Origin of the sequence: Paenibacillus chibensis (genome assembly GCF_004001045.1) — a bacterium.
GTDB classification, from domain to species: domain Bacteria; phylum Bacillota; class Bacilli; order Paenibacillales; family Paenibacillaceae; genus Paenibacillus_AQ; species Paenibacillus_AQ chibensis.
Map to the genome: position 1 here is coordinate 52,387 of NZ_BIMK01000001.1, position 25,866 is coordinate 78,252.

Sequence of the window (25,866 nt, forward strand, 5' to 3'; positions counted from 1 at the left end):
TCATGGTATTGCCCTATAACTTTTAAAAATGAGGAGAAGTCCCGCCTGTAGAGCAGTACGGGACTTATCAAATGACTTAGGTATGAGATTGTATGTAATTTACAACTTCACCTACGGTCGTAATTTTCTCTGCATCTTCATCAGAGATTTCCAGATCAAATTCGTCTTCCAATTCCATGACTAGTTCAACAACGTCGAGAGAATCAGCACCAAGATCATCTTTAAAAGATGCTTCCAGTGTTACCTCAGCTTCGTCAGCACCCAAACGATCCACGACGATGCGTTTTACACGCTCCAATACATCGGACATCCGGTTCACCTCCTCTTTGGTATTATACGAGAAAAGCTTTCAAAATGCCAGAGGCTATGAAAACGGTTCTCTTTCAGGCTTTTTCGCCTGTTTGGGGCATTACATATACATGCCGCCGTCTACGTGAAGGGTTTGTCCTGTCATATAGGATGCCCCTTCGGAAGCCAGGAAAACCACAACTTTGGCAATTTCCTCCGGCTGTCCAAGACGGGAAAGCGGAATATCCTGAATCATTTTGTCTTTCAGGTCATCGGTAAGCTCACGGGTCATGTCGGTATCGATAAAGCCCGGAGCCACGCAGTTGACCGTAATGCCCCGCGAGGCAAGCTCACGCGCAGAGGATTTGGTCAGGCCGATTACGCCTGCCTTGGCTGCAACGTAGTTCGCCTGACCGGCATTGCCGAGCACGCCGACAACCGATGAAATATTGATGATGCGGCCGTAGCGCTGCTTCATCATCGGACGGCTCACGGATTTAAGGCAATTGAATACGCCTTTCAGATTCGTTTCGATCACTTGATCGAATTCGTCCTCTTTCATGCGCATAATCAGGTTATCTCTCGTAATGCCGGCATTATTGACCAGAATATCGATCCGGCCGAATTTGCCGGCGACCTCTTTGATCAGATTCTCAGCCTGCTCGGATTGACCCACGTTGGCCTGGATGGCAAATGCGTCGACGCCCAGCTGCTTGATCTCCTCGACGACTGCCTGGGCGGCAGCTTCGCTTCCCGCGTAATTCACGGCGACATTCGCCCCGGCTTCAGCAAGCGCGAGCGCGATACTGCGTCCGATTCCGCGGGAGGCCCCGGTGACAAGCGCAGCTTGTCCCTGCAATGCTTTGGACATGCAACATTCTCCTTTCTTCAGGGTATACGTGTTGTTGAGTCGATCGGTCTAGAATTGAGCCGAAAGGCTTTCCAGCGTATTCACATTGATCAGCTTGACGGTCTTGTCCATTTTTTTGATCAGCCCGGTCAGCACGTTGCCCGGTCCGATCTCCACAAACGTGTCCACGCCTTCAGCAATCAGATATGCTACGGTATCTTCCCAAAGCACGGGAGAATATACCTGCTCCACCAGGAGGGTACGGATATTCTCCGCGCCTTCCGCAGGACGGGCCGTTACATTGGCCACCACGGGTACGGAAGGCTCCTGGAAGGATACAGAAGCAAGCTTGTCCGCCAGGCGCTGAGCCGCTTCCTTCATCAGGGACGAATGGAACGGTCCGCTGACTTCCAGCGGAATCGCTCTTTTGCCGCCGGCCTCCTTGACGCGTTCGCCGCAAGCAGCGACGCCTTCCTTGGATCCGGACACCACGATCTGTCCAGGGCAGTTGATGTTGGCCATTTCCACCAGCTGACCGCCCTCGGTGATGCTGCGGCAAAGCTCCTCAAGCGCTGTACGGTCTGCTCCCAGGACGGCTGCCATGGCGCCTTGCCCTCCTGGAACGGCAGCCTCCATGTATTCGCCGCGTGCGCGGACGGTAGCGACTGCGTCCTCAAAACGGAGAACGCCTGACGCTACCAGCGCACTGTATTCGCCAAGGCTGTGACCTGCCACATAATCAGGCGTCACGCCTTTCTCACGCAATGCCTCCAGCGCAGCCACGCTGGCTGTAAGCAGCGCAGGCTGCGTATTATACGTCTTCTTCAGCTCGCTGTCCGGGCCTTCGAACATCATCGAAGACAGCGAGAAGCCAAGCGCGCGGTCCGCGCTGTCGATGATTTCCTTGGAAGCGGGAACCGCCTCGTAAAAATCCTTGCCCATACCGACAGACTGGGCTCCCTGTCCGGGAAACACAAATGCCGTTTTTCCCATTTTCCGGCTCCTCTCCAATACGATAGTTCCATTAGAATGAAATGATAATTACCAGATCAGTACGGATGCTCCCCACGTGAGACCGCCGCCGAATCCAACCATCAGCACGCAATCTCCCTCGTTGATCCGGCCCTGCTCGGCCGCTTCCACCAGTGCCAGCGGAATGGATGCCGCCGACGTGTTGGCATACCGGTCCACATTGATGACGCATTTATCCGGAGACAAATCGAGCCGTTCCATCGCGGATTGGATAATCCGGATATTGGCTTGGTGAGGCACGAACAAATCGATATCCTCTTTGGTCTTGCCGGCTTTCTTCAACACGTCCGCCGTAGCGGTGTTCATGACGCGAACCGCGAATTTGAACACCTCGCGTCCGTTCATATAGATGTAATGCTTCTTGCCCTCAACGGTTTCCGCCGAGGAAGGCAATCTCGAGCCGCCTGCTTCCAGCTTCAGCAAGCTGCCGCCGGCGCCTTCGGCACCGAGGTCGAAGGATTGGAAGCCGCGGCCTTCCGGTACTTCGCCGAGGATAACAGCTCCGGCACCGTCGCCGAAGAGGACACAGGTGTTGCGGTCTGTATAATCCGTAATCCGGGACAAGCAGTCGGCGCCGATAACCAGCGCATTGTTGTACATGCCTGTACTGATAAAATTACGGGCGGTCGCGAGTCCGTATACGAATCCCGAACAAGCGGCGGACAAATCAAATGCCGCCGCCTGTTTGGCGCCCAGCTTATCTTGCAGGATGCAGGCCGTCGAAGGAAAGAACGTATCCGGCGTTACGGTTGCGATGATAATCAGATCGAGTTGATCCGCCGTCATGCCCGCGGATGCCAGCGCTTTAACCGCAGCTTCGTAGCACAGATCGGAGGTTGCCTGATCCGGAGCCGCGATATGGCGTTCACGAATTCCTGTACGGGAAACGATCCATTCATCGTTTGTTTCCACCATTTTTTCAAGATCAGCATTGGTTAAAACCTTCTCCGGCACATACATTCCTGTTCCGATGATCCCTACTGGGCGTAAATTGTTCATATCGTCACTCTCTTCCCCTGATTTCGTTTGAAATGCTCTCTACCAACTGATTTTCGATGGCGATTCTGGCTTGACGGACGGAGTTCTTAATGGCATTGCCGTCAGCGGAACCGTGGCTTTTGACAATAAGGCCGCTGAGGCCCAGAAGCGGTGCCCCGCCGTGCTCTTTATAATCGAGCTTGTCTTTGAGTCCGCGCAGCTGCGGCATGAGGATGGCTGCCCCCAGCTTGCTTTTGAGATTCTGGCTGAACTGCTCTTTGAGCAGCTTGAACATGGCACCGGCCGTACCTTCAACGGCTTTCAGCAAAATATTCCCGGCGAAGCCGTCGCAAACAAGCACGTCACATGTGCCGTACATGATATCGCGCGCTTCCACATTGCCGACAAAATGAATCGGCATCTGTTCGAGCAGCGGATAGGCATGCTTGGTCAGCTCATTGCCCTTGCCCGGTTCGGTGCCTACGTTGAGCAAGCCGACGCGCGGCTTGTCGACGCCCATTACCTTCTGCCGGTACAAGCTGCCCATCAGCGCATACTGCGCCAGATGCTCCGGCTTGGCGTCCATATTCGCGCCGAGATCCAGCGCCAGTACGCCAGCGCCGTCCAGCGTAGGAATCATAGGAGCAAGGGCCGGACGTTCGATGCCTTCCATCCGTCCCACCACCAAGAGGCCCGTCGTCATCAAAGCCCCGGTGTTGCCGGCTGAAATCATCGCATCGGCTTCTTTTTCTTTCAGCATGCGTCCGGCTACAACCATCGAGGCATCCTTCTTGCGCCGCACCGCCTTGACCGGCTCATCCTCAGGCTCAATCACCTCGCCTGCATGGCGGACGCTGATATTGGAAGGAAGCTGCCCGCCGTTTTTGCTGAGCAGAGGCTGAAGCTTCGATTCGTCCCCTACCAGAATAATATGAGTATCTTTCCACTGTGCTGCAGCGGCAAGCGCTCCCTCAACATTGCATTCGGGAGCGTTGTCGCCGCCCATGGCGTCGATGGCGATCCGCATATTACATTCCTCCTTCAATGTTATCTTCCCCAGTCGACCGGTAAATGACGAAATTGCCCTGGAATACCATTTCCTCGCCCACGTATGTGAACACCTCGACCTTAGCTTTTCCTTTATGCCCGTTCATCGATCGCACGTATGCTTTCGCGATGCATTTCTCGCCCAGATGGACCTGCCGCAAAAAACGGATGTCCGCCGACGCGGTCAACGCAATCTCGTCATTGATCAGGGCTACCGCCAAGGAATTCGCCTGGGCAAATACGTAATGGCCGCGCGCAATATGCGTTCGCGAAAAGACATGCTCGTCCCGAATTTCAAATATGGAGATGCCGCTTTTGTCCAGCTGCAGGTCCACGACCTCACCGACAACCTCATCCAGCGGAAGCGAACGGACCTGGTCGTACGAATGCTCGGCCATCTGCTTCATGCGTTCCCGCAGCTCCGGTATCCCGAGCTCCATTCGGTCCAACCGTATGGTCTGAATGCTGACCTTCAGCTCGCGGGTTAATTCGCGGTCCGTCACAAACGGATTATCTTCAATTAGTTTCAATAGATGCTGATGTCGCTGTTTCTTGGGCAACCGTTCGATCAGAGGCACCTCCAATGTCTTCTTTTTATCAAATCGGCTTTTTGAGGGCCGTCATGGTAGGGCTGCAAATTAAAGATTTTTCCGAATCATTTTAGAACCTGGTACTAAAACAGTATAAAGCATGGCAAGCCAAAAAGGAAGAGCGGACAAAAAAAATAGCACCTCACCACTAGATGAAGTACTACTTGATCTTTCGCATTACTGCGAAATAATTTCTCTTGATTTATACGTTCCGCACACTTTGCATACGTGGTGAGCAAGCTTCAATTCTCCGCATTGTTCACATTTCACCATGCCCGGCACTGCCAGTTTAAAGTGAGTACGACGTTTGTCACGACGCGTTTTGGACGTTCTCCGTTGAGGTACTGCCATGTTCCCACCTCCTTATTTCAATAAACCGCAGGCTATGAGACCCCCGGTGTAAATACTTGCATGCTCATTTGAAAAAATCTTTTAGTGCCGCAAGCCGTGGATCAACCACTTCCGTGTCGCAGTCGCAGGTGCCTTCGTTCAAGTCCTTTCCGCAGTTCGGGCACAAGCCCTTGCAAGTATCCTTGCATACGGCGGTCATCGGGATATGAAGCACGAATGATTCCTCCACGTACGGAACGAGATCCACATTTTCATCATTCACGTAAATCGTGTCGTCATCCTCGTTATCCGTCTCTTCGGACGGCTTCACAAGCTTGAACTGCTCGTGGAATGGAATGTTCAGATGCTGATGCAATGGTTTCAAGCAGCGGGAACAGGACATGTCCAGCTCTACCGAGAGCTTTCCTTGCACGTCCACCGCATCCTGACCGACATAAGTTGCTTTCAGATCCGCTAGAAGCGGCTGAGGCACCTTGATATCGCCAAGCCCTTGAACTAAACGGCTTACATCCACTTGCTGACGGACCTGCAGCGGCTCGCTGCTGGCTGCCATTTTTCTAAATTGAAAGTGCATAAGTATCACTCCAAACAAACAAAAATTATTATACCGATTTTCGGGAAGCTTTGTCAATAGTTTGACCTTTACTTTGCTGTTTGAACGGTTGTGAAATTCCGAACCCGCAGTACCTATTGTTGCAGGGCTTGCTAGCTTTTATGATATATTGTATAGAAATCAAGCGCAGGATGGAGTTGAACAAACGGTGTCAGCTGTCGGACTAATCGTTGAATATAATCCTTTACATAACGGTCATGTACATCATTATACCCGAGCCAAGGAAATAACGGGCGCCGAGCATTCGGTGGCCGTGTTAAGCGGACCGTTCCTCCAGCGCGGCGAGCCTGGCATCGTCAGCAAGTTTGCCCGTGCCGAGATGGCGCTCGCCATGGGTGCCGATCTCGTAATCGAGCTGCCGGTTTCCTACGCGGTTCAGCCCGCGGAATGGTTCGCTTACGGCGGTGTCGCCCTTCTTCATGCCACCGGCGTCGTGGACAGCCTATGCTTCGGTACGGAAAGCGGTTCGCTGGATCTGCTGCTTCCCGTCTCCCGTCTTCTTGCAGACGAAAGCCCGGAGCTCCAGGAGCGAATCAGCATTCATCTCCGTGAAGGAATGAATTATCCTGCCGCATACAGCAGAGCCGCCGCAGCCGCGGCCGGCATAGGCGGCAGCGAGGAAGAGCTGCTTCAAATGCTCCAGAAGCCGAATCATACGCTTGGGCTTCACTACCTGATCGCGCTGCACCGGCTGAAAAGCGCGATTCGTCCCTTCACCATCCCGAGAATCCATGCCGGGTATCATGACGAAATGCCTAGCCACTCGGCGATCGCCAGCGCTACCGCGGTCCGGCGCATGCTGCTGACGCAGGATTTGGATGCAGCAGCCCCGTATCTCCCGGAATCAACGCTTCGCATCCTAAGCCGCGAATTCCGGGAAGGCCGCGGTCCTGTAACCTGGGAATCCTTTCGCGGGCCGCTGATGCATCTACTGCTCACCAGCTCCGTGCAGGAGCTGGAAACGCTGCATGAGGTCACAGAGGGCCTGGAGCACCGGCTGAAGCGGGCGCTCTACGCCTTACAGCAGCCGACTACGGAAGCGCTGCTGGCAGCGCTGAAGACCAAGCGCTACACCCATACGAAGCTGCAGCGGATGCTCACCCATATTTTGCTGCGCCACACCAAGGCGGAAATGTCGCCTGCCGCCCTCGCCGCAGGACCCGGGTACATCCGCGTGTTAGGCTTCAGCCGCGCCGGACAAGGGCTGCTGAAAACGATGAAGAAAACGGCCGCCCTGCCGGTGCTCGTCAAGCCTTCATCTTTCGATCATCCGCAGCTGGAGCTGGATCTGCGGGTTTCGGCGGCTTATGCGAACGCCTATCCGGCTCCAGACGTACGCCAGACGTTCCGTGATTACTTCGAAGCGCCGATTCGCCGATTCGATTAAGATTTGGCTTTCAGGCCATTCATATACGCAATGGCATCCTCAAGCGTATTTACCGGCACGAGCTTCATGCCGGTTTTTATTTTATCCGCCTTGGCCTTGGCTTCGGCATAGTTGTCCTTCGGCACGAAGAAGATTTCCGCATGTTTCCGGTCTGCCGCGACGATTTTATGCTGAACCCCTCCGATCGGACCTACCTTGCCGTCCTTATCAATGGTTCCGGTGCCGGCCACCTGGTAGCCTTTGGTCAAATCGCCGTCCGTCAGCTGGTTGTAGATTTCCATCGTAAACATCAACCCCGCGGAAGGACCTCCGACCCGGGTATTTTCAAAATTAACCTGCAGGCCCGGATCCTTCGCTTCAACCCTTTGCATCGTCGCGATCGTGACGCCGAGTCCGGGACGCGTTTGGTTCGTGTCCTTGTCCTTCAGCTCAATGAGCTTGACACGTTCCTCTAAAGTCTGGCCGCCGCGGATCAGCTTGACGTTAACCTGGTCTCCCACCTTTTTCGTCTTCAAAAGCTTGCTTAAGCTCTCGTTGTCCGTCATCGGTTTCCCGTCCACTTCGGACAACCGGTCGCCGGGTTTGAAATTTTTACGGGCTTCGTCTCCCTCTGGCGTAGAAAAAATAAATAAGTACTGGGGAACGATGCTGTACGTAATATGAGCTTCATGATATGCCGCTTCCATCGCGGAAGACTGCGAGTCGCTCATGAGGTAGACCTGCTCCGCCGCGTATTCGTCCTCGCTTTTATCGCCAAGGCGGGCCTCCTTCTGATCGATTTCTGCATTCGGATTGAACGCCGAAGCGATCAGCATGACCAGGTTCGCGTAGCTGGCCGAAACCGTCGTCATCATGAACGAGCCCTTCTCCTGATGATCTCCGTCGGGAACCGAAAGCATCGGTTTCACTTCATCCGCGCTGCCAGGCTGGTAAATAATGTACGGCGTCGGCATATAGACCGTTACGTATACCAGCAGAACTACCATGAAAAGGTAGGAGATCAGGCGCAGCCCTTCCCGTTTTCTCATCGTTCCTCGCAACTTGTTTCCTTCTCTCATTCCCATCCTGCTCCCCTGGTCTTATGGTTGTCTTCCCAGCATAGATTGTGTACTAGCTATGTTTACTCAGAAGAGGTGAAAATCATGAAAAAAAAAGCCCCTCTCCGCTTGGCGCCCGCTTCGGCCACTTTTCTGCTTGGCGCAGGCTCCCTTGCTTTGGTGGCTGCCGTTGTCAGTAATCCCGCCCCGGCCTTCCAGGCTTCTCTGCAAGGCTTGCAGCTATGGTGGCAAATCGTATTCCCCGCGCTGCTGCCCTTTATTATGCTGTCCGAAATTCTCATCGCTTATGGCTGGGTCCATGCGCTCGGTGTCTGGCTTGAACCATTCATGAACCGTCTGTTCAAGCTTCCCGGCATTGGCGGCTGGGTGCTCGCCATGGGAATGACGACGGGATTTCCCGGCGGCGCCCAGGCAGCCCGCCAGCTTCATGACCAGGGAGAATTGAGCGCCAAGGACGCAGGCAAGCTCGCAGCGCTGACCCACTTTTGCAATCCCATGCTGATTCTGATCGTGATCGCAACCGGTCTGATGCACGAAACGGCGGCGGGGTATATCATCCTTCTAATTCACTGGGTCTCCGGTCTGCTTGTGTTTCTCCTTCTGGGCAGAACATCGGAAAAGGGCCGGCCCGCAGAAACATCTGCCGAGGCCCCACTTGCAAATAAACCCTTCAAAGAGCAAGAGCGCCGCTCCCTGCTCTACCGTTCCCTGCAGTCGGCCAAGCGCGCCCATGCCAAGGACGGCCGCAGCTTCGGCAGATTGCTCGGAGATTCGGTAACCCATGCGGTCCAGACGCTGATGATGGTCGGGGGTTACATCATTATTTTTGCCGTCGTCATCCAAATCGTCAGCCGGCTCGTGCCGGACGGATTTCCATCCTACGGACTGTCGGGGCTGTTTGAAGTCCATCTCGGTGCCAAGGATTTGAGCGCTGCCTCCTTTATGGAAGGCAGGTTGCAGTGGTCCGTCATGTCCGCCCTGCTTGGTTTTAGCGGAATCAGCGCTATCCTGCAGTCAATGTCGGTCCTTCGAAACACCGGAATCCGGTGGCCCCATTTCACCTTGGTCCGCCTGTTTCATGGTGTGCTTGCTTTTGCGATAACCTGGCTGGTTTGGCCGCTCGTCCGCTTTCTTCCGGAAAGCGCCAGCTCCGTATTCAACAGCCGCGGGGAGCTTCCGGCAAATTCGGGCGCGGTGTTCAACCTGTGGAAAGTCATCCCTCAAATGCTTCAGTGGCAGGGTATGCTTCTCTTGATCATGCTCGGCTGCTCCACGATTTTTATGCTGCTGCTGTCCGTCCGTAAACATTCCCGCTAAAGATCAGATGCGCTGTATTTGAGTCGGATCGCTTCTTCCACTTCCACAGGAACCAGATCCTTCACGTCGCCGTGAAATGCCGCAATCTCTTTGACAATGCTGGAGCTCAAATAGGAATATTTGGGGTTCGTCATCATAAAGACCGTTTCGGCATCCGGATTCAGCTTGTGATTGGTAGATGCCATTTGCAGTTCGTATTCAAAATCCGTCACCGACCGAACGCCGCGCACAATGGCCTGCGCGTTCCGCTGACGGACATAATTGGCCGTCAAATCCCGGAAGCTGTCCACCTCCACGTTCGGCAGGTGGGCCGTCACCCGGCGAATCAGCTCCATCCGTTCTTCGATTGAAAACAGCGGCTGCTTGCTCCGGTTGTTCAGTACCGCCACGACAAGTACGTCAAACTGCCTCGCCGCACGCTGGATAATGTCCAAATGCCCCATCGTGACCGGATCAAAGCTGCCCGGGTATACCGCTACGCGCTTATGGGTTGACATCATTTCCATCCTCCTCGGCGGCCTCGCTTTCGGACAAGACCGATTCGTTTTTTTGATATTTATATATGGAAACCGCCGTTTCCCCATACTCCGCATGACGGACGCAGGAGAACAGACCGAAATCGCCCGGATATTCGTATCCGGACTCATGCTCAAGCACGATCGTCGCTCCGCGGTTCAGCATTCCTTTTTCGTGCATCAAGTCCATCAGCTTGTCCCCGTTCTTCATACGGTATGGCGGGTCCAAAAAAACAACATCCAGGGAAACCCCGCGTTTGTCCAGCACCTTGATCGCCCGCTCCGCTTCATTGCGGTATACCTCTGCCTGATCCTCCAGCCTTGTTGCTTTTAGATTGGCCCGGATCGTATCAATCGCTTTCGGGTCCATATCAATCAAAATGGCCTTGTCCATGCCTCTGCTCAGCGCTTCTATGGCCAGGCCGCCTGTGCCCGCAAACAAATCGAGGGCCGTTCCCCCGTCAAAATAAGGGCCAATCATGCTAAAAATCGCTTCTTTCACTTTATCCGTCGTCGGACGGGTTCCCGTGCCTGGCACCGCTTTAAGCGGTCTTCCCTTGGCGCTGCCCGATACCACTCTCATCGCTTTCTCACCCATTCCAAAATCAGTTGTCTGCAACAGTTCATCGCTTGCGAATCCTGTCTATTTCTGACGATATCGTACCACAACCGCACCGATTTTGAAAAATGGAACCTTGGCCATCTATTTTTGGCAGAGGATGTATAAAACGGCTTATCCGGGGAATGCTTTAACTATCGACATCAACGAATGTCGTAGACAACCGCGGAAAGCTTACGTTTCCCCATAAGCTCTTCGTCCGGTTTCTCCTCTCCCATGAAAGGGGCTCTCGAAAGAGGGCTCCGAACAAAAGCCGTCGTATCGGGTATACGATGGTTTTTGTTCTTTTTTTTGCCTGTTAGGATAGGGAGCGCCATTTTCCGTATGATCCCCTTGGAGTAGACAAGTGCTGTTGAAGAGCGCTAAAGTTCTACTTGGAGGGGATTTTTCATAGGAAGCTATTTCGCGGGTTTATCCGTTTAGTCCCCCCGCTTTTCCATTAAAATGGAGTCTGACACACAAACAATAAAGGCAGCTGATAGATATGATGATTCATATGACGTATCGTTCGGGAGACTATAAAGTCAAAGGATACCTCTCCCTACCCTACGGGTTCGGGATCGATCCGGTGCGGCTCGAGGAGATGGTCCAGGGATTCTACGGCGGCGAAGACATGCCTCTGCAGGTCATTGCGCGCAATCTGGAGCGGGAGACGCAGGATATTAACGCAAAAAAATGGCCCGTGCTTATTTATTGCCGCGGGGGAATCGGACGAGTGGGCCAGGTCAAGACGGAGTGGCTTGAGCGTTTTTCCCGCAGCGGATTCGTCGTGTTTGCCCCTGTGTACCGGGGAACGCAGGGCGGCGAAGGACGGGATGAATTCGGCGGCGGAGACATGGAGGATGTGCCAGCAGCCTGCAGGCTGCTTGAAGCCCTTCCGTTTATCGATTCGGGGCGAATGGCCGCGATGGGCTTCTCCCGCGGCTCGGTGAACGCATCATACGCAGCGGCGCATACGGAATATATCCGGCAGCTGGTCCTCTGGGGCGGCGTGTCCGATCTGGCCAAAACCTATGAGGAGCGCGTCGATCTCCGGCGCATGCTCAAGCGGGTCGTCGGAAATCCCGCGAAGGTGCCGGAAGCCTATGAGGCCCGTTCGCCCGTCCATATGGCGGGGCTCATTCATTGTCCCGTTCTGATTATCCAAGGAAGCGAAGATGAACAAGTCCACCCCAGCCATGCGCTGCGAATGTACCACCGTCTGCAGGAGCTCGGTGCGGATGTCGATTTGCACTGGTACGAGGGATATGGGCATCATATGCCGGAGGATATGCATATGCTGGCGATCAGCCGGATGTTTGCATGGATCCGGACGCATTGAAAAAGCACTTCTGGCGCGAATCCGGAAGTGCTTTTCCTTTGAATATCAAAGCTGGACGATGTACTAAAGCTATGTCTGTCTTTCCGCTGTCATACGAACTCCAATTGTTCGTCTGTAAACCTCAGCGTCTGGGCTCGCGGTTCCTGTTCATCAACCCCGCCAAACCAACCAGACCGATCAATCCCAGCCAACCCCAATTCGTTCTGTGGATGCCGGTGTCGTCAAAGGAGTTGGTGCGGATCGTATCCCGCTTCACATCATGCTTCAAATCCCTCACGTTTTCATTTATCGTCGTACCGGTCTGATGAACTTCGTTCATTGGATGTTGCATACCGTCGTTCGTGCCTTCCGCCATAGCCGGAGCAGCGAGGATCAGGCAGATGCTGGCGGACAGCAGCAGGGCTGCAGCTTGTCTTCTCATGTTCATTTCACCTCCGAGAATGGTATTTTCCATGTTAAGATTCCCCGCGTCATCTTCTCCTATGCAAAACCTCCCGGAACCAAGTAAAAAACAGCGGCTGGCGGGAAAACCACCCCATGCCGTTGGCGCGATTCCTGTCGCATGGTAAAATCAGGGAAATGGAGTTGCTAAAAAGGGGGAAAGCGATGAATAAGTGGATGCTGCTTACACTTGTGTTTTTATTCATATTGGGAGGATGTGGCGGTAAGAAAGCCGAGGGGATTTCCAAAGAGGATCTAGGCATCATTAAAATGAATGGCGGCAAGAAAGTTTATTATGGAATGAGCAGGGAGGACGCTGAAAAGGTATTGGGCAGCGGCGAGAATTCTGATATGGGGATGTTCAAATATGACGGAGGCGTCTCTGTTTTTTATAGAAACGGCAACGTTGCAGCTGTTGTTCTGGACGCAGAATCCAAGGGAAAATATAAAACGACTCATGATGTTCAAATCGGCATGCCGAAACAAACCGTAGTCAAAGCATACGGAGATAAATATATGTCAAGTCCTTCTGAATCGAATTTAGACTATGTTTACGATACGAACACCAATAAATTTATGGATGGATATTCAAGAATCATTGCAAAAGATGCAGACAAATTCTATACGATTTCTTCGATGTTTGATGAAAATGGGAATCTTCAACGTATGCTGCTGCTTGACTGCTCGTTTGCCATTTTCCTGCAATAAACGATTCTGGCGTTAAAGCGGTCTGCTGCATTTCTGAACATGCAGCAGACTTTTTGCGTTCTCCAATTCAATTCGACCAATGGTTGCAGATAAGCCAGCATCATTATCCCGAGGTTTTACCGCTTTTCATAAAAGGCATCCGGCCATTCCAGTTGCACACCGGCTTCCCTAAGAATCTGCTGGAACTCTCGCAGCGAGCTTTCGTTCTCTCTTACCGCTGCCGGCCTCTGGCCATGCCGGATGCAATACGCCACCAGCTCTCCGCATACCTCGCCGATGTTCCACTCCGTCGGATGTAGGCGGTAGCAGCCATTCGTAATATGCGTGGTGCCGATGTTTTTGTTCCCGGCAAGCACATTGTCCATATCCCGGGGGATGAGGGCTCCGAGCGGAATGTGATACGGTAGCGCCGGAATATCCACGTAGCAGACGCCGGTGAAGCTTGGATGAAGATCAATGCTGTACGACCCCACTCCAACCCGGTCTTCGTATTTCAGCGCGGACTTGGCCGGCTGGCTCGCCGGGGACACATCCTGCTCGGTAATGGTGTAGAGTGCTTTGATGCGCCTGGACTCTCGAATATACGGCGCTTTGGCGAAGCCGGTAGGCGTTCCGACCACGTCGCCCCTGAGCTTCAGACCTGGATAACCCTTCCCTCCGTCCGGTCTTGGCGCTTCGGTCTGCAGCCAGTAGAACAAAGACAAACTGAGCTGCTGGGCGCCATGCAGATGCTTTCGCTTGTCTTCCAGGGACACTTCGTAAATATTTCCGATGAAGTAATCATTCTGCGGCCAATTGAGCAGCGTGATGTCATTCGCGTCCTGAATATCATACTGATCTTTGGCATACACCCTGCGGTAATTCCACAACGGGAACTTGCTGCCGTCGGAAAACAGGGCGTACTCCCTGCGTTCCAGCGTAACCGGATGCGGACCGGTCAGGCTGAGCATTTGGTCCGGCCAATGCGGCGGCTGGTATTCCTTCCAGAAATCGTACATTTCAGGCTTCGGAATGACATGGCTGCCATTCTCGTCGTATTCGAAGGCAAGCACATGCGTAAAGCCCTGGATGTTGTTCGGGTCCGCTTCTTCCGTCGCATGCGCTTCCCCCGTTTCCGCCCGGCTCTCAGAGCCTGTGACGTATTCCATGGAAGCCAGTGGCAGAAGGTCTCCCGTTTCTGTCGCGTCTATAAAATAACGTCCTTCTACTGTCATGCGCTCTCCGCTGCGCAGGGATACCAGCTCGGCGCTGTGCAGCTCCCTTCCCGTTCTCGCCACTGAAACGGCAGCGGTCTCCAGCAGCAGCGTAAGCCCTCCCGTCAACAGATAAGGACTCAGCATCTCGTTAAGCACATGGACGGAGACGCGCGGATCATGCGAAAGATTACTGACGATTGCTGCTCCCGGATTGAAGCCGTCCGTTCGCGCATTGGCGCTGATCGGCATATTTTTTATGTAAAATGCCCGAATCTCATCGCGGTATTGGCGGTATTTCGCCGTACAGCCGAAATCCTCGATCCAAGGGTGCTCATCCGGAGGTACGGCCTGGGACGTGCTTTGACCGCCGATCCAGTCGGTTTCCTCTGTCATGAGTACCTTCAGGCCCTTTGAGCATGCAGACATCGCCGCCGCGCAGCCGCCCAATCCTCCGCCGAAAATGATCAAATCAAACATGCTTCATCACTCCTGTTCCATGAAGTTTTGTAATGCCCAAGAAGACCATAATGCAGTTTCCGATTTCTGCTAATTCAACTGATCATTGGTATTATAAAATCAATTGGAGAATATGTACACCTTTTTGGAGCAAAATGAAAATATTATCCACAAATCAAATTAAAGACGCCGGAGGTTTCCGGCGCCCGCTGTTTCAGATCGGATTTACCTTAACGGTGGCAGCTCACGATTAATTGCTGGCCGGGAAAAAGATGAACACGGATTCGCCGGTCAAACGACTGGCAGCCCACGATGATTACATTCGGGCTGTCGTTACAGGTTGCGACCACGAATTCGCCCGGATGCAGCGCAATGCGGCGGGTAAAAATCGGAATTCCGCACACCAGCCGGATCGACTGGCCTCTGCGGAGCCTGATGACACGGTCTCGTGCAAACGAATGCTTCTTCATTGGGTTCCCCCCTTTCTAGCATTAGTAAATGCTAGAGTTTAAAGAATTGTAACGGTATTTTGTCTAATTTGTCATAAATGGTTAATGTATTCCATTCCGGGTCCGGTTCTGATAGACTTCATTTGTATCATGCTTAAAGAAAGGGGGATGAAGTTGCAGCCCAGATCGCCTTTTAAGGTTATATGCATGATGGTTGCCGCGTGCTTCCTGCTGGCTTCCTGCTCGCGCAATTCCGAGCCGGCTAAGGTGAACGTAGCGCAGAAAAAGGAAGTCTGGTCCAAGGCTGAAGTCACCCGCGAGAACGTCAAGCTCATTCTCGCCGAAGCTTCCGGCAGAGGGGTCATCGGCATCGCACAGGCCAAGGACATTCAGCTCCAGGGGGCCAACAACAAAACGGTCACGGTGAATCTGAGCCATGAAGTGGAGGATCCGGATAAGCTGATGTTAGATACCGCGGAGACGCTTCTGGCATACAGCCATATCCTGCTTGAGAATGACGGAATCGGTACCGTGGAGGTTTGCCTGTTTGGTAATCCTGCACCGCCAAGCGGGAAGCCGGTAAACAAAGAACTGGTGCGAATTGCAATCAACCGCGCGGATCTGCAAAAGGGACAGGACGCTCTAACGCTGCCGGTAGACAACTATGCGGCCGTTTTTCAACATGCAACCTGGTATAAAATACATCCGCATCTATTCAAGTCGCTTCTTCACAAAGACCATTTAAAAATGAGAGCTTACCAAAAATAGCTGATAACGAATAAAACGGATATGCCTGTCAACATGGCATATCCGTTTTCGTTATCCCCCCCAAAAAAAGGACCCCGCCGGCTGTTTACCGACAGGGTCAAATCCGTACTATATATCAAAGGGGGTTATACATATAAATATACAGGACCAAGCCCCCTGAAACATGAAAGGTTCCTTATGGCATCATTAAATTCAGTTAAAAAATCAATTTCCGGCTCCCGCCCATTTTTACCGGGCTATGATCACGAATGATTCGGTACGCATACCCTGTTATAAATCGTTAGTGCAGGAGGAATGCGCATGTCTTACAATCCATACATCCCGTCCTCGCCCTATTACCCCACTCCTTATCCGTATCCCTATTATCCCTATCCCTACCCTTCCCCTTTCCCGTGGTGGTATTTCAATTTTCCGGGAGGCTATCCGGGCGGACATTACGGCCCTGGCGGCCCTGGTGGACCTGGAGGACCTGGTCATCATGGCCCTTGGGGACCCGGCGGACCTGGAGGGCCCGGAGGTCCCGGTGGACCTGGCGGACCAGGCGGCGGACATCACGGCGGCGGACCACGAGGCCCGCGGCGTTCCAGATCTTAGATGGGACAAAAGGCGGCTTCTGCCGCCTTTTTTATTTTAACGTGAATACATGGTTTTCTGAGATTCCAGGGCTGCTTGATAGATATTTGTAATGTCCTCAATTACATATTGTTGTAATGATCCCTATTTTACAGCATATGATTTTTACGTACCCTCATGTTGGCATCGATTTTAAACGGAGGTGTGTGGATGAAGTTAAGAAGCGTCGATAATACCATTGTCGCCCTGATCGGTATCTGGTTTATCATTGCTCCCTGGATTGCGGGATACTCGGACGACAAGGGAGCGCTTTGGACGAGTGTTATCGTCGGAGCGGTTCAGCTGATCGTATCCTTATGGGCCTTCTCGAGTTCGGGATGGGGTTCATGGCAAAACTGGATTTCCCTTCTGGCCGGTGTATGGTTTATTGTATTTCCGTTCGTTTATACCGTTGAATCCAACGTGATGTGGAGCAGCATCATCTTGGGTGCGGTCACGGTTCTTCTCAATCTATTTACATTATCCGCAAAAGATTCATAATGAGGCTCACGATCGCAAGCTGAAGAAAGCGGCTTTCAGCCAACAGGAGCGTCCACTTCACCTGTGTACCGCGCAAGCTTCACAGCAATAAAAGGAGATGCCGGGCTTTTAGTCCGGCATCTCCTTTTTTAATCGTAATCAGCGCTGTACTTTTTCTCCGTCGAAGACGTGTCTTTGGTATGTTCCTTATCGCGCTCGTCTTTGACTTGTTCATTCAGCTCTTCTACGGGGATCGGATCCACGTTGCGTTCGCTTTCGAAACGATCGAACAAGCTTTCCTTCTCGGTCGGATATTGCTCGGGATGATCCATCCGCTTCTGTTTTTTCAATTCGGATCGATTCACGGGTTCCTGAACCGTTTCTTTGTTCTCCATTTCTTTTCACCTCTTGATCTAGGAATACCCGAACTGGAGAGATTGAATCAAGAAATAGAAAACCGCCCGCCACGGCATTCAGCAAGCCGCAGTCAGGCGATTCGGGGGAAGCTGCGATCTATAGGAGAATCAAATCGATTACAACCAGAAAGAACGCGTAATAATAACCAGCAAGATAAAGAGAACCAAAATGGCACCTGTAGAAGCGAAAGGATTGTAACAACCAACTCCGCCAACAACTCCGCTCATTCCATTCCCTCCTTCCCTGTAGCATACTCTAAAATATGTCGTATACGGGATATTTGGCATAGACTCCTCCCCATTTCACGACTTCGAGGCGCCCATTTTCAAGGTCATCTGCCTGTCTTATTGATCCTTTTTGTTGTTTGCGGCTGCGGCATATTTGGTCAAAATGGCTCCGAGCGTCCCGATATCAACCGGATCATCCGCCTTCCAATCGGCGCTGATGCCCGCATGTTCGACGAGCCATTGTCTGCCGGCCTCTTTCCAAGCAGGAATATTGGGCTGTGGCTTGGTGGATTGATATGCATCCATGAGTTCCGCCTCGCTTCCTTTGTATTCGTCCAAATCCACATCGCCATTGATGCCGGCGACCTTGCCTTTGTTGGTGTACTGAATAAATTCCCATGCGTTCCAGCCGCCCTTGTTGGCCGGGGAACCGCTGCTGTAATAGGCATACCATAACGGTACGTTTCCGAACGTGCTGTCGAGCGAGGAGTCAATAAAACTCGGGAAGGTATAGATCATCAGGACTTTGCCTGTGCGCAGCTTAAACTGCCGGATCCACTCATGGACTATCGCGGAAATATTCGCCCGCGTCCCCCCTTCTTTGGTTTCAATATCGAGTACGAACGGCAGCTTGAACGAATCAATACCGCCGGCGCTTTCAATGACCTGCACGAAATGCTCCAGCTCCGCGCTGACGTCCTGGGGTATCTTGGCACGGGTCAAATGGTAGACTCCCGTCAGCAGTCCGGCTCCTTTAGCGCCTTGGGCGTTTGCTCTGAACCGGTCATCCACCAGCTTCGCCCCTTCCGTCGCTTTCAGGAACACGAAGGAATATCCTGCATTCTTGACCTGCTTCCAGTCAATGATTCCCTGCCAGTGTGATACGTCGATGCCTTTGGCATGATTGTCGCTACGGCTTTGCACCGCATCCACCTCCATTATGAGTAGAGCTGCTTGAGTCCTCTTTCTTATTCGTATACATATGTTTAATGATCATTGTCCTGTATGGACGAACCTCCCTGATCCGCAAAAAAGGCAAACGCCACGGATCGCTCGCGGCCCACAAAAAAAGAAGCCGGGATATCCGGCTTCTTTTTCTTTGCTGTATTAAGCATTCATCTTTGCTTTAAATATGAAGCGTTTCTTTGGAGCGACCCCTTTGGTCTATCAAACCGGTATCCCCTTGTTCTCGGTACTTTCTCATCCATACCTTCAATCGGCCGATATCGGCGATTCCCAATGCTTCAGCCACTTGCTTTTTGGTCATCCCTTGAAGACGCATGTCCACAGCCTTCTTCTTGGTATCCAAACTGTAAGAGCAGAAAGTCTGTCCTTTTTTGGCCATCCGTAATCACCTCACTACATTTATCGGCGGATGGCCTTCATCTTTTCATCCCTAATGCACAAATAGTTCCAAAGACCCTTGTTTATTTTGGTAAATAAATACATTTTCCTTGGATAGGAGTCGATCACGTAGTTATATAGACTTGTTTTTGTGGTCCCTATGGCAGTAAATAGCCCTTTTCCACGGCATCCTCTAACAGTTCTGTCACCAGCGAATGGACCTCCGGCAGATCCGCCTCCAAAAAGCGGATTCGGCCCTGCACCCGGCCCAAGGTCACGCCGTGCTTCCGCCATGCTTTTCCTTGGGTGAAGTAATTATGCAGCAGCGGCTGTATCCGGTCCATCGCCGCGGCATACCGGGCTTCCGGAGTCTCCCCCTGCTCGAACTCCAGCCAAAGCTCCATCAGCTCACCGGACTGCTCGGCGGGCAGAAGGCCAAATATCCGTGTGGCTGCCTCTCTTTCTCTGTCGAATTTCCCTTCCTGGCCCTTGATGTCATAAGCAAACGTATCTCCGGCATCAATTTCGACCAGGTCATGGATCAGGAGCATCTTCATAACCCGAAGAATATCCACGCGCCCCTGTGCCGCATGCTCCTCCAGCAGCCAAGCCATCAATGTGATATGCCAGGAGTGCTCGGCATCATTTTCGCGACGGGAAGCATCCATCAGATAGGTTTGACGGAAGATGGTCTTCAGCCGGTCAACCTCCCTAATAAACTCGAGCTGACTGCTTAATCGCCCATTCATATGTATTTCCTCCTTCTTCGGTATGTTAGCTATAAAAACTTTACCACAAGTTTAACCAAGAGATTATCCATTCATCTGATATCAAAAAAGATGCCGTTTCCCAATAGGGAATCCGGCATCCTCGTTTCGTGTCTTAAGCTTTCAAGCTGTATACTCTCGCTTCGAATGGACGAAGCTGCGAGGAATCCATTCCCTCCACCGGATAGTTTGCGATCACGATGTCCCCGCCTTCCGAGCTTAATCCTTCCGGCAGCTCCAGTGCAACCGGATGTCCGGTAAAGTTCAGGACGATAAGCCATTTTTCCTCTGCCAGCGTTCGCGTGTAAGCATAAATCTGCTCATGATCCTGCATAATCAGCTCATAATCGCCATAAACCATCACCGGGTTCTGCTTGCGCAGGGCAATCAGCTGCCGGTAGTAATGATAGATGGATCCGGGATCGGCAACCGCCTCCTCCGCGTTAATTACGGTATAGTTGGGGTTCACACCAATCCACGGAGTACCGGTGGTAAAGCCTGCGTTCGCTTCGGCGCTCCACTGCATCGGCGTGCGCGCATTGTCGCGGCCTTTGGTTTGGATCGCCTGCATGATGGTGCCCGGATCGGCACCGCCTTCTATGACTTGCTCGCGGTACATATTATGGATTTCCACGTCGCGGTATTCCTCGATGCTCGCGAACTTCACGTTCGTCATCCCGAGCTCTTCCCCTTGATATATATAAGGCGTCCCTTTCAAGGTGTGCAGCAGGGTGGCCAGCATTTTGGCCGATTCGACGCGGTACTCCTTGTCATTGCCGAACCGCGATACCATCCGCGGCTGATCATGGTTATTCAAGTACAGGCTGTTCCAGCCATCCTCCGCAAGGCCGGTCTGCCATTTATGCAGCACCCCGCGCAGCTTGGACAGCGTCCATGGCTGCAAATCCCATTTGCCGTTCGCGCCGGAGTCCACGTCCATATGCTCAAACTGGAACACCATCTGCAGCTCATGACGGTCTTTCCCTGTATAGTTAATCGCTTCCTCCACTGTGACTCCCGGTGCCTCGCCGACGGTCATCACGTCGTACCGGGACAGAACGTGCGCATTCATTTCCTGCAAAAACTCGTGAATGCGCGGACCATTCATATAATACGGGCTGCCGTCGCTGAGTCCTTCCTTGCCGTCATCAGGCAGGCCGGGAACCTTGGAGATTAAATTGATGACGTCCATGCGGAAGCCGTCAACGCCCTTGTCCAGCCAGAAGCTCATCATATCGTATACGGACTTTCGGAGCTTCGGATTTTCCCAATTGAGATCAGGCTGCTTTTTCGTGAACAAATGCAGGTAATACTCTCCTGTCGCTTCATCCAGCTGCCATGCCGAGCCGCTGAAGAAGGAGGTCCAGTTGTTCGGTGCTGAGCCGTCTTCCTTGCCGGGATGCCAAATATAATAATCGCGATACGGATTGTCCTTCGATGAACGGGACTCGACGAACCACGCATGCTCGTCCGACGAGTGGTTGACGACCAAGTCCATCATCAGCTTCATGCCGCGGGCATGCAGCCCTGCCAAGAGCTCCTCCCAATCCTCCATGGTTCCGAATTCGTCCATAATGTCATAGTAATCGCTGATATCGTATCCATTATCGTCATTGGGGGATTTGTAGACGGGCGATAGCCAGATGACGTCCACACCCAGTTCCTTTAAATAGTCGAGCTTCGAACAGATCCCTTGAAGATCCCCGATGCCATCTCCATTGCTGTCTTTAAAGCTTCGAGGATATATCTGGTATACGACCGCTTCCTTCCAAAAGGCACGTTCCATTCTAGCTGCTCCCTTCTCGTTTCCGTTTGCTGTTCCCCTTCTATGCTACTCCGCCCATCCGCCGAAAACGATATACGATATTAACGTTTAAGGGGGAAAATATAAACCTGATTCCGGTTAAATGAAACAAATTATGGCATATTTTAACAACTTGGGCTATAGTTCTATGTGGACTATTTCCGCGATAATGAAACGGTTTAGAAAGGATGAACACGGATGTACAAAAGATTATCCCGCTTCGTTTTGGCGCTGCTGCTTGGCTTAACCGTCGTTTTGGCTGGAGGAAATATGCAAGCGGACGCTAAAACGGCACAGACCAGCCCATGGTCCGTAAAGCTTGTCAGCGTGCAGCTCATCGAGAACAATCACGTCGGCAACGAATGGTATACCGAGGCATCGGTCAATCAAAAGCCCATAGAGGTCGGCGAAAGCATCACGCTCCAAAATCCTAAATCCATTAAGCTCGAAGCCTATGCAGAAGAACAAGACAAAGTTCCGGATATCGGAACCGCCAGCAAAACCATTCAGATCTCCTCGCTCAGCCAGAAAACAAGCACTATCGAATTAAAGGTTACGGTGACGGAAAACAGAGGCCGATATTCGGGCCAGAAGGCTTACTGGAAGTTCGTATACCAAATTTCAAAAAAATAATATTTAGCGGGAGTCCCGATACCGCTTCGCGAACTCCATCTTGGCTTGATTCGGCATGCTATAATGGTGAAAACATCAAACGAGCTATCCGATCTTAAGCATTTCAACCAAAAAAAACGATGGAGTGTTACATAAGCTTATGACAGCCAAACAACTTCGAAATATAGGCATCTTCGCGCATGTCGATGCAGGCAAAACAACCACGACGGAGCATATGCTGTTCGCGAGCGGCGCGATCCGAGCGCTGGGAAGCGTGGATCAAGGGACGGCACAGACCGATTCCCTCGACGTCGAGCGGGAGCGCGGGATATCCGTACGTTCGGCGGCCACATCCCTCGTGTGGAACGGCATCGCGGTCAATCTCGTCGATACGCCGGGACATGTCGACTTCCTCTCGGAAGTCGAACGCTCCATGCGCGTCATGGACGGTGCGATTCTGATCATCTCCGCCGCAGAGGGTGTGCAGTCCCAGACGGAAACGGTATGGCAGGCCCTGCGGGCGATGCACATCCCTACATTGATTTATATCAACAAAATGGATCGTATAGGCGTTAGCGTTCCCAAGGTCGTGGAGGAAATCAAGCGGCTGTTGTCCGTGCACATCGCGCCTCTGCAAGCGCCGGACGGGGAAGGCGAACTGTTCACCGGAATCATGCCGATATGGGCCATAGACGAGAAAGATAACGAAACTGGCGTCAACCGCGGCTTGGTGACAGATACGATTGCGGACCTGGATGAAGGCATTCTCGAACGGATTGTTGACGGCGAGGACGTCTCGACAGAAGAGCTGAAGGAAAAACTGGCGAGCCTGAGCCGCAGCGGCCGGGCATTTCCGGTTTGCTTCGGTTCCTCGCAGCGGAGCATCGGCATTCGCGAGCTGCTGGATGCGGCAATCGAATATTTGCCGGGGCCAGGCGGAGACCCGGAGAACGATCTGGCCGGCGTCATCTTCAAAATTGAACGGGATAAGCTGATGGGGCGCACCGCTTTCGTCCGGCTGTATCAGGGGGCATTGAAAAACAGGGATGCCGTCGTCAATCTGACGCGCGGCGTACAAGAAAAAGTAACTCAAATTCGCAAAATGAGCGTCCAGAAGCATACCGATCTCGGCCAGATCGAAGCTGGAGACATTGCTGCGGTTTATGGACTGAGCCAGTCCCGAATCGGCGACATCCTGGGGACCTCCGCCGGAGTTCCTCCCTATCACGCATTAGCCACTCCGCTACTGACGGTCCAGGTTAAGCCGGGAGAGGAAGCACGGTACCCGGAGCTTGTGGAAGCACTGCAGGAGCTGACCGAGGAGGATCCACTCCTCGATCTGCAGTGGCTGCAGTCCGAGCGCGAGCTGCATGTCAAGGTGATGGGCACGATCCAGCTCGAAATCCTCGCCAGCCTGCTGCAGACGAGGTTCGGCCTGCAGGCGGAGTTCGGTCAACCGTCCGTCATATACAAGGAAACGCCAGCGCAAGCCGGCGAAGGCTTCATTGCATACACGATGCCCAAGCCTTGCTGGGCAATTCTGCGATTTGCCATCGGGCCGCTGCCCCGCGGGAGCGGCCTCGTGTACAGCTCGGTCGTGCGGAGCGAGCATCTGCTTCCAAGCTACCAGAACGAAGTGGAGCGCCGTGTCCCCGAAGCCCTGCAGCAGGGTTTGCTCGGATGGGAAGTTACGGATTTGAAAGTAACCCTAGTCGAAGGGGAGCATCATGTCTGGCATACCCATCCGCTGGATTTCGTCGTGGCTACGCCCATGGGCATCATGAACGGTCTGGCAAGCACGGGCACCACACTGCTGGAGCCGATGCTCCGTTTCCGGATTACCGTTCCGGAAGAATTCGGCGGAAAAATATTAAGCGAGCTGGTACAGATGCGGGCGGAATTCGAGGCACCTTCGGTCATGCACGGCCGATGCGTGATCGAGGGGATCATTCCGGCGGCAACATCCCTCGAATATCCCGTCAGGCTCCGGTCGATGACCGGCGGCAAGGGCGTCATGGCCACTTCATTTACGGGTTATCAGGATTGCCCGCCGGATGTCCGCGCGGAACGGAAGCGGTACGGCGTAAACCCGCTGGACCAATCGAAATATATTCTTAGCGTCCGCAGCGCTTTGTCGACATCATAACATGACATAGTTACGAGGAATCATGATATAGAGGAGGACCTTATGGGTAAGATTTTCGGATTTATTCTATTATGGAGACTGCTGGGAAATCCCTTCCTGGCCATCCTTGTCTTACTGGTGATCGTATATCTGCTGGACAGACGTTTTGTCGGCGTCTTTCCAAGCTTGACCAAGCCCTTTAAACGAATGGGGCAGGTCTCCAGGCTGCGCACCCAAATCAGCATGAATCCAAACGACGTTTCTTCCAAGCATGAGCTGGCAAGACTTTTGATCGAACGGAAAAAGGATGCCGAAGCGCAAAAATTGCTGGAGTCCATCGCCTCTCAATCCGAGGATTCCGCCGAATTTTGGGATGACCTCGGTACGGTATATGTAAGGCAGGGAGACATTCAAAAAGGCGAAGCTTATATCCTGAAAGCGCTGGAGATCAACCCGCGGGTCAAATACGGGCGCCCGTACCTTCGGCTCGCCGATGTCTACAAAAACAGCGATCGTGACAAGGCCGTGGAATACGTGCACCGCTTCCAGGAAATTCAGTCATCCTCCTGTGAAGGCTATTATCTGCTCGGCATGATGTACAAAGCGCTGGACCGCCAGGCTGAAGCCAAGGCTGCTTTTCAGGAATCCATCAACATTTATCGTTCCCTTCCCAAATACAAAAAACGCCAGGAGCGGAAATGGGCCGTTCTTAGCATGATGAGAAAATAGCTCCGCCGCTGACGGTTACCTAACAAAAAAACAGACCTCAAAGGGTCTGTTTTTTGTTTTCATACCGGGGAAATCAAGCCAACGGGTAATATCCGAGCCGCCCCAGTTGTTCCGCGATCACTTTATATCCTTTGCCATTGGGATGGAGATGATCGAAGGACAGCAGCTCATGTTCGCGCCCGTAGAAGGACGAGAAAATCTCGGCTGCCGCATAGCTTCCACCCCAGTACCCGTTAACATAACGGTTAAACTGCTGTACCCACTGCGTAGCCGCTTCGACCTGAGGATACGGGTTGTATAGGCCGACGGCACGCACGATGTAAGGCGATCTGGAGCCCTGCTTCAGCTGGTTCAGCGTCTGCATGATTCCTGAGAAATTGGACTGGCACTGCGACAGCGCCTTATTGAAATGCTGTGCAATATTTTGCGGAGGAGCGCTCTTGGCCGCCCGGATCAGATCATTGCCCCCGATCGAAATGGTGATGATCCTGGCCTCCTTCAGCGAGTTTCGAAGCTGGGGGCTCCGCTTCATGTTCGCGTACAATTCGGAAGACGTAAGCCCGTTGACCCCCAAATTTTCGTATGACACAAACTCCCCGATTCTCCGTTCCGCCATGCCCCGATAGACCGGCACGAAACCGTTCCCCGGCATGGCTCCGAAACCGACGGTCAGTGAGTCGCCGACTGCCGTGTAAGGAACCGCCACAATCTTCGCCTCCTCTTCGTTTTCCCTTTACTCATTCATAGCAGTGTATGAACGATCAT

32 protein-coding genes are annotated in these 25,866 nt (G+C 52.8%); 10 read left to right on the forward strand and 22 right to left on the reverse strand.

Annotated features, from left to right (window positions below):
• Window positions 1-76: 76 nt before the first annotated feature.
• The 8 genes from acpP to PCH05_RS00300 form a co-directional block, all read right to left on the reverse strand.
• Window positions 77-310 (reverse strand): acyl carrier protein, encoded by a 234-nt coding sequence (gene acpP / locus PCH05_RS00265; RefSeq protein ID WP_019638123.1) that lies wholly within the window; start codon window positions 308-310, stop codon window positions 77-79.
• A 99-nt stretch (window positions 311-409) separates the two neighbouring features.
• Entirely contained in the window at window positions 410-1,159 is a 750-nt protein-coding gene (gene fabG / locus PCH05_RS00270; RefSeq protein ID WP_127599479.1) for a 3-oxoacyl-ACP reductase FabG, read from the reverse strand.
• Window positions 1,160-1,207: 48 nt separating this feature from the next.
• Window positions 1,208-2,131 (reverse strand): ACP S-malonyltransferase, encoded by a 924-nt coding sequence (fabD, locus tag PCH05_RS00275; protein ID WP_127599481.1) that lies wholly within the window; start codon window positions 2,129-2,131, stop codon window positions 1,208-1,210.
• 48 nt (window positions 2,132-2,179) lie between these two features.
• On the reverse strand, window positions 2,180-3,169 hold the full coding sequence (locus PCH05_RS00280) for a beta-ketoacyl-ACP synthase III (RefSeq protein WP_127599483.1): 990 nt from the start codon (window positions 3,167-3,169) through the stop codon (window positions 2,180-2,182).
• Between the two features lie 4 nt (window positions 3,170-3,173).
• Window positions 3,174-4,175 (reverse strand): phosphate acyltransferase PlsX, encoded by a 1,002-nt coding sequence (gene plsX / locus PCH05_RS00285; protein ID WP_127599485.1) that lies wholly within the window; start codon window positions 4,173-4,175, stop codon window positions 3,174-3,176.
• Window position 4,176: 1 nt separating this feature from the next.
• Entirely contained in the window at window positions 4,177-4,755 is a 579-nt protein-coding gene (fapR, locus tag PCH05_RS00290; RefSeq protein ID WP_127599487.1) for a transcription factor FapR, read from the reverse strand.
• 207 nt (window positions 4,756-4,962) lie between these two features.
• A complete protein-coding gene (gene rpmF / locus PCH05_RS00295) occupies window positions 4,963-5,136 on the reverse strand; it encodes a 50S ribosomal protein L32 (RefSeq protein ID WP_036645943.1) in 174 nt (57 codons plus the stop codon).
• Window positions 5,137-5,200: 64 nt separating this feature from the next.
• Window positions 5,201-5,710: a YceD family protein gene (locus PCH05_RS00300; protein WP_127599489.1), complete on the reverse strand. Its 510-nt coding sequence runs from the start codon at window positions 5,708-5,710 to the stop codon at window positions 5,201-5,203.
• 187 nt (window positions 5,711-5,897) lie between these two features.
• On the opposite strand from PCH05_RS00300, the gene PCH05_RS00305 reads away from it, so the two are divergent.
• Complete coding sequence (locus PCH05_RS00305) at window positions 5,898-7,136, forward strand: nucleotidyltransferase (protein ID WP_127599491.1); 1,239 nt, start codon at window positions 5,898-5,900, stop codon at window positions 7,134-7,136.
• Here PCH05_RS00305 and PCH05_RS00310 read toward each other — a convergent pair.
• Window positions 7,133-8,164 (reverse strand): SepM family pheromone-processing serine protease, encoded by a 1,032-nt coding sequence (locus PCH05_RS00310; protein WP_127599493.1) that lies wholly within the window; start codon window positions 8,162-8,164, stop codon window positions 7,133-7,135. The two genes, PCH05_RS00305 and PCH05_RS00310, sit on opposite strands and share 4 nt — an antisense overlap.
• A gap of 114 nt (window positions 8,165-8,278) precedes the next feature.
• Here PCH05_RS00310 and PCH05_RS00315 point away from each other — a divergent pair, with 114 nt between their 5' ends.
• Window positions 8,279-9,511, forward strand: coding sequence for a nucleoside recognition domain-containing protein (locus PCH05_RS00315; protein WP_127599495.1), 1,233 nt, complete (start codon window positions 8,279-8,281; stop codon window positions 9,509-9,511).
• Here the strand turns inward: PCH05_RS00315 and coaD are convergent.
• Window positions 9,508-10,008 (reverse strand): pantetheine-phosphate adenylyltransferase, encoded by a 501-nt coding sequence (gene coaD / locus PCH05_RS00320; RefSeq protein ID WP_127599497.1) that lies wholly within the window; start codon window positions 10,006-10,008, stop codon window positions 9,508-9,510. The genes PCH05_RS00315 and coaD overlap by 4 nt on opposite strands.
• Window positions 9,995-10,609, reverse strand: a complete 615-nt coding sequence (gene rsmD, locus PCH05_RS00325; RefSeq protein WP_127599499.1) for a 16S rRNA (guanine(966)-N(2))-methyltransferase RsmD — start codon at window positions 10,607-10,609, stop codon at window positions 9,995-9,997. The genes coaD and rsmD overlap by 14 nt, the downstream gene beginning before the upstream one ends.
• A gap of 532 nt (window positions 10,610-11,141) precedes the next feature.
• Here rsmD and PCH05_RS00330 point away from each other — a divergent pair.
• Window positions 11,142-11,966 (forward strand): alpha/beta hydrolase family protein, encoded by an 825-nt coding sequence (locus PCH05_RS00330; protein ID WP_246049299.1) that lies wholly within the window; start codon window positions 11,142-11,144, stop codon window positions 11,964-11,966.
• Window positions 11,967-12,087: 121 nt separating this feature from the next.
• Here PCH05_RS00330 and PCH05_RS00335 read toward each other — a convergent pair whose 3' ends face one another.
• Complete coding sequence (locus tag PCH05_RS00335) at window positions 12,088-12,420, reverse strand: WGxxGxxG family protein (protein WP_127599503.1); 333 nt, start codon at window positions 12,418-12,420, stop codon at window positions 12,088-12,090.
• Window positions 12,421-12,572: 152 nt separating this feature from the next.
• Here PCH05_RS00335 and PCH05_RS00340 point away from each other — a divergent pair, with 152 nt between their 5' ends.
• On the forward strand, window positions 12,573-13,115 hold the full coding sequence (locus PCH05_RS00340) for a hypothetical protein (protein ID WP_127599505.1): 543 nt from the start codon (window positions 12,573-12,575) through the stop codon (window positions 13,113-13,115).
• A 116-nt stretch (window positions 13,116-13,231) separates the two neighbouring features.
• Here PCH05_RS00340 and PCH05_RS00345 read toward each other — a convergent pair whose 3' ends face one another.
• Both PCH05_RS00345 and PCH05_RS00350 read right to left on the reverse strand, forming a co-directional pair.
• Entirely contained in the window at window positions 13,232-14,788 is a 1,557-nt protein-coding gene (locus PCH05_RS00345) for an FAD-dependent oxidoreductase (RefSeq protein ID WP_127599507.1), read from the reverse strand.
• Between the two features lie 209 nt (window positions 14,789-14,997).
• Window positions 14,998-15,237 (reverse strand): hypothetical protein, encoded by a 240-nt coding sequence (locus tag PCH05_RS00350; RefSeq protein ID WP_127599509.1) that lies wholly within the window; start codon window positions 15,235-15,237, stop codon window positions 14,998-15,000.
• A gap of 153 nt (window positions 15,238-15,390) precedes the next feature.
• Here PCH05_RS00350 and PCH05_RS00355 point away from each other — a divergent pair, with 153 nt between their 5' ends.
• The 3 genes from PCH05_RS00355 (at window position 15,391) to PCH05_RS00365 (ending at window position 17,097) form a co-directional block, all read left to right on the forward strand.
• On the forward strand, window positions 15,391-15,984 hold the full coding sequence (locus PCH05_RS00355; RefSeq protein ID WP_127599511.1) for a hypothetical protein: 594 nt from the start codon (window positions 15,391-15,393) through the stop codon (window positions 15,982-15,984).
• 300 nt (window positions 15,985-16,284) lie between these two features.
• Window positions 16,285-16,578, forward strand: a complete 294-nt coding sequence (locus PCH05_RS27535; RefSeq protein WP_176587446.1) for a hypothetical protein — start codon at window positions 16,285-16,287, stop codon at window positions 16,576-16,578.
• 189 nt (window positions 16,579-16,767) lie between these two features.
• Complete coding sequence (locus PCH05_RS00365) at window positions 16,768-17,097, forward strand: SPW repeat protein (RefSeq protein ID WP_127599513.1); 330 nt, start codon at window positions 16,768-16,770, stop codon at window positions 17,095-17,097.
• Window positions 17,098-17,225: 128 nt separating this feature from the next.
• On the opposite strand, the gene PCH05_RS00370 is transcribed toward PCH05_RS00365, so the two are convergent.
• From PCH05_RS00370 to PCH05_RS00390, 7 genes are all read right to left on the reverse strand, one after another.
• Window positions 17,226-17,471, reverse strand: coding sequence for a YczO family protein (locus PCH05_RS00370; protein WP_246049300.1), 246 nt, complete (start codon window positions 17,469-17,471; stop codon window positions 17,226-17,228).
• Window positions 17,472-17,609: 138 nt separating this feature from the next.
• A complete protein-coding gene (locus PCH05_RS27540) occupies window positions 17,610-17,720 on the reverse strand; it encodes a sporulation protein YjcZ (RefSeq protein ID WP_201452276.1) in 111 nt (36 codons plus the stop codon).
• A gap of 117 nt (window positions 17,721-17,837) precedes the next feature.
• Window positions 17,838-18,644: a glycoside hydrolase family 25 protein gene (locus PCH05_RS00375; RefSeq protein WP_164766485.1), complete on the reverse strand. Its 807-nt coding sequence runs from the start codon at window positions 18,642-18,644 to the stop codon at window positions 17,838-17,840.
• Window positions 18,645-18,706: 62 nt separating this feature from the next.
• Entirely contained in the window at window positions 18,707-18,835 is a 129-nt protein-coding gene (locus PCH05_RS27855) for a hypothetical protein (RefSeq protein WP_281278725.1), read from the reverse strand.
• Window positions 18,836-18,846: 11 nt separating this feature from the next.
• Complete coding sequence (locus PCH05_RS00380) at window positions 18,847-19,029, reverse strand: helix-turn-helix domain-containing protein (RefSeq protein ID WP_246049301.1); 183 nt, start codon at window positions 19,027-19,029, stop codon at window positions 18,847-18,849.
• A gap of 193 nt (window positions 19,030-19,222) precedes the next feature.
• Complete coding sequence (locus PCH05_RS00385) at window positions 19,223-19,813, reverse strand: HD domain-containing protein (protein WP_127599518.1); 591 nt, start codon at window positions 19,811-19,813, stop codon at window positions 19,223-19,225.
• A gap of 133 nt (window positions 19,814-19,946) precedes the next feature.
• Window positions 19,947-21,617 carry a glycoside hydrolase family 13 protein gene (locus tag PCH05_RS00390; protein ID WP_127599520.1) on the reverse strand — a complete coding sequence of 557 codons (1,671 nt, stop codon included), beginning with the start codon at window positions 21,615-21,617 and terminating at the stop codon, window positions 19,947-19,949.
• Window positions 21,618-21,833: 216 nt separating this feature from the next.
• Between PCH05_RS00390 and PCH05_RS00395 the strand changes: the two genes are divergently transcribed.
• The 3 genes from PCH05_RS00395 (at window position 21,834) to PCH05_RS00405 (ending at window position 25,101) form a co-directional block, all read left to right on the forward strand.
• Window positions 21,834-22,268: a hypothetical protein gene (locus PCH05_RS00395; protein WP_127599522.1), complete on the forward strand. Its 435-nt coding sequence runs from the start codon at window positions 21,834-21,836 to the stop codon at window positions 22,266-22,268.
• A 139-nt stretch (window positions 22,269-22,407) separates the two neighbouring features.
• Window positions 22,408-24,393, forward strand: a complete 1,986-nt coding sequence (locus PCH05_RS00400; protein ID WP_127599524.1) for an elongation factor G — start codon at window positions 22,408-22,410, stop codon at window positions 24,391-24,393.
• Between the two features lie 42 nt (window positions 24,394-24,435).
• Window positions 24,436-25,101, forward strand: coding sequence for a tetratricopeptide repeat protein (locus PCH05_RS00405; protein ID WP_127599526.1), 666 nt, complete (start codon window positions 24,436-24,438; stop codon window positions 25,099-25,101).
• A 73-nt stretch (window positions 25,102-25,174) separates the two neighbouring features.
• Here the strand turns inward: PCH05_RS00405 and PCH05_RS00410 are convergent, their stop codons facing one another.
• Window positions 25,175-25,807, reverse strand: coding sequence for an SGNH/GDSL hydrolase family protein (locus PCH05_RS00410; protein ID WP_246049302.1), 633 nt, complete (start codon window positions 25,805-25,807; stop codon window positions 25,175-25,177).
• Between the last annotated feature and the right edge of the window lie 59 nt (window positions 25,808-25,866).

Coding starts and splice junctions, on each gene's coding strand:
- acpP (WP_019638123.1), bottom strand. CDS start 310: ATGTCCGATGTATTGGAGCGTGTAAAACGCATCGTCGTGGATCGTTTG.
- fabG (WP_127599479.1), bottom strand. CDS start 1,159: ATGTCCAAAGCATTGCAGGGACAAGCTGCGCTTGTCACCGGGGCCTCC.
- fabD (WP_127599481.1), bottom strand. CDS start 2,131: ATGGGAAAAACGGCATTTGTGTTTCCCGGACAGGGAGCCCAGTCTGTC.
- PCH05_RS00280 (WP_127599483.1), bottom strand. CDS start 3,169: ATGAACAATTTACGCCCAGTAGGGATCATCGGAACAGGAATGTATGTG.
- plsX (WP_127599485.1), bottom strand. CDS start 4,175: ATGCGGATCGCCATCGACGCCATGGGCGGCGACAACGCTCCCGAATGC.
- rpmF (WP_036645943.1), bottom strand. CDS start 5,136: ATGGCAGTACCTCAACGGAGAACGTCCAAAACGCGTCGTGACAAACGT.
- PCH05_RS00300 (WP_127599489.1), bottom strand. CDS start 5,710: ATGCACTTTCAATTTAGAAAAATGGCAGCCAGCAGCGAGCCGCTGCAG.
- PCH05_RS00310 (WP_127599493.1), bottom strand. CDS start 8,164: ATGAGAAAACGGGAAGGGCTGCGCCTGATCTCCTACCTTTTCATGGTA.
- PCH05_RS00315 (WP_127599495.1), top strand. CDS start 8,279: ATGAAAAAAAAAGCCCCTCTCCGCTTGGCGCCCGCTTCGGCCACTTTT.
- coaD (WP_127599497.1), bottom strand. CDS start 10,008: ATGTCAACCCATAAGCGCGTAGCGGTATACCCGGGCAGCTTTGATCCG.
- rsmD (WP_127599499.1), bottom strand. CDS start 10,609: ATGAGAGTGGTATCGGGCAGCGCCAAGGGAAGACCGCTTAAAGCGGTG.
- PCH05_RS00330 (WP_246049299.1), top strand. CDS start 11,142: ATGACGTATCGTTCGGGAGACTATAAAGTCAAAGGATACCTCTCCCTA.
- PCH05_RS00335 (WP_127599503.1), bottom strand. CDS start 12,420: ATGGAAAATACCATTCTCGGAGGTGAAATGAACATGAGAAGACAAGCT.
- PCH05_RS00340 (WP_127599505.1), top strand. CDS start 12,573: ATGAATAAGTGGATGCTGCTTACACTTGTGTTTTTATTCATATTGGGA.
- PCH05_RS00345 (WP_127599507.1), bottom strand. CDS start 14,788: ATGTTTGATTTGATCATTTTCGGCGGAGGATTGGGCGGCTGCGCGGCG.
- PCH05_RS00350 (WP_127599509.1), bottom strand. CDS start 15,237: ATGAAGAAGCATTCGTTTGCACGAGACCGTGTCATCAGGCTCCGCAGA.
- PCH05_RS27535 (WP_176587446.1), top strand. CDS start 16,285: ATGTCTTACAATCCATACATCCCGTCCTCGCCCTATTACCCCACTCCT.
- PCH05_RS00365 (WP_127599513.1), top strand. CDS start 16,768: ATGAAGTTAAGAAGCGTCGATAATACCATTGTCGCCCTGATCGGTATC.
- PCH05_RS00370 (WP_246049300.1), bottom strand. CDS start 17,471: ATGGAGAACAAAGAAACGGTTCAGGAACCCGTGAATCGATCCGAATTG.
- PCH05_RS27540 (WP_201452276.1), bottom strand. CDS start 17,720: ATGAGCGGAGTTGTTGGCGGAGTTGGTTGTTACAATCCTTTCGCTTCT.
- PCH05_RS27855 (WP_281278725.1), bottom strand. CDS start 18,835: ATGCTTAATACAGCAAAGAAAAAGAAGCCGGATATCCCGGCTTCTTTT.
- PCH05_RS00385 (WP_127599518.1), bottom strand. CDS start 19,813: ATGAATGGGCGATTAAGCAGTCAGCTCGAGTTTATTAGGGAGGTTGAC.
- PCH05_RS00390 (WP_127599520.1), bottom strand. CDS start 21,617: ATGGAACGTGCCTTTTGGAAGGAAGCGGTCGTATACCAGATATATCCT.
- PCH05_RS00395 (WP_127599522.1), top strand. CDS start 21,834: ATGTACAAAAGATTATCCCGCTTCGTTTTGGCGCTGCTGCTTGGCTTA.
- PCH05_RS00400 (WP_127599524.1), top strand. CDS start 22,408: ATGACAGCCAAACAACTTCGAAATATAGGCATCTTCGCGCATGTCGAT.
- PCH05_RS00405 (WP_127599526.1), top strand. CDS start 24,436: ATGGGTAAGATTTTCGGATTTATTCTATTATGGAGACTGCTGGGAAAT.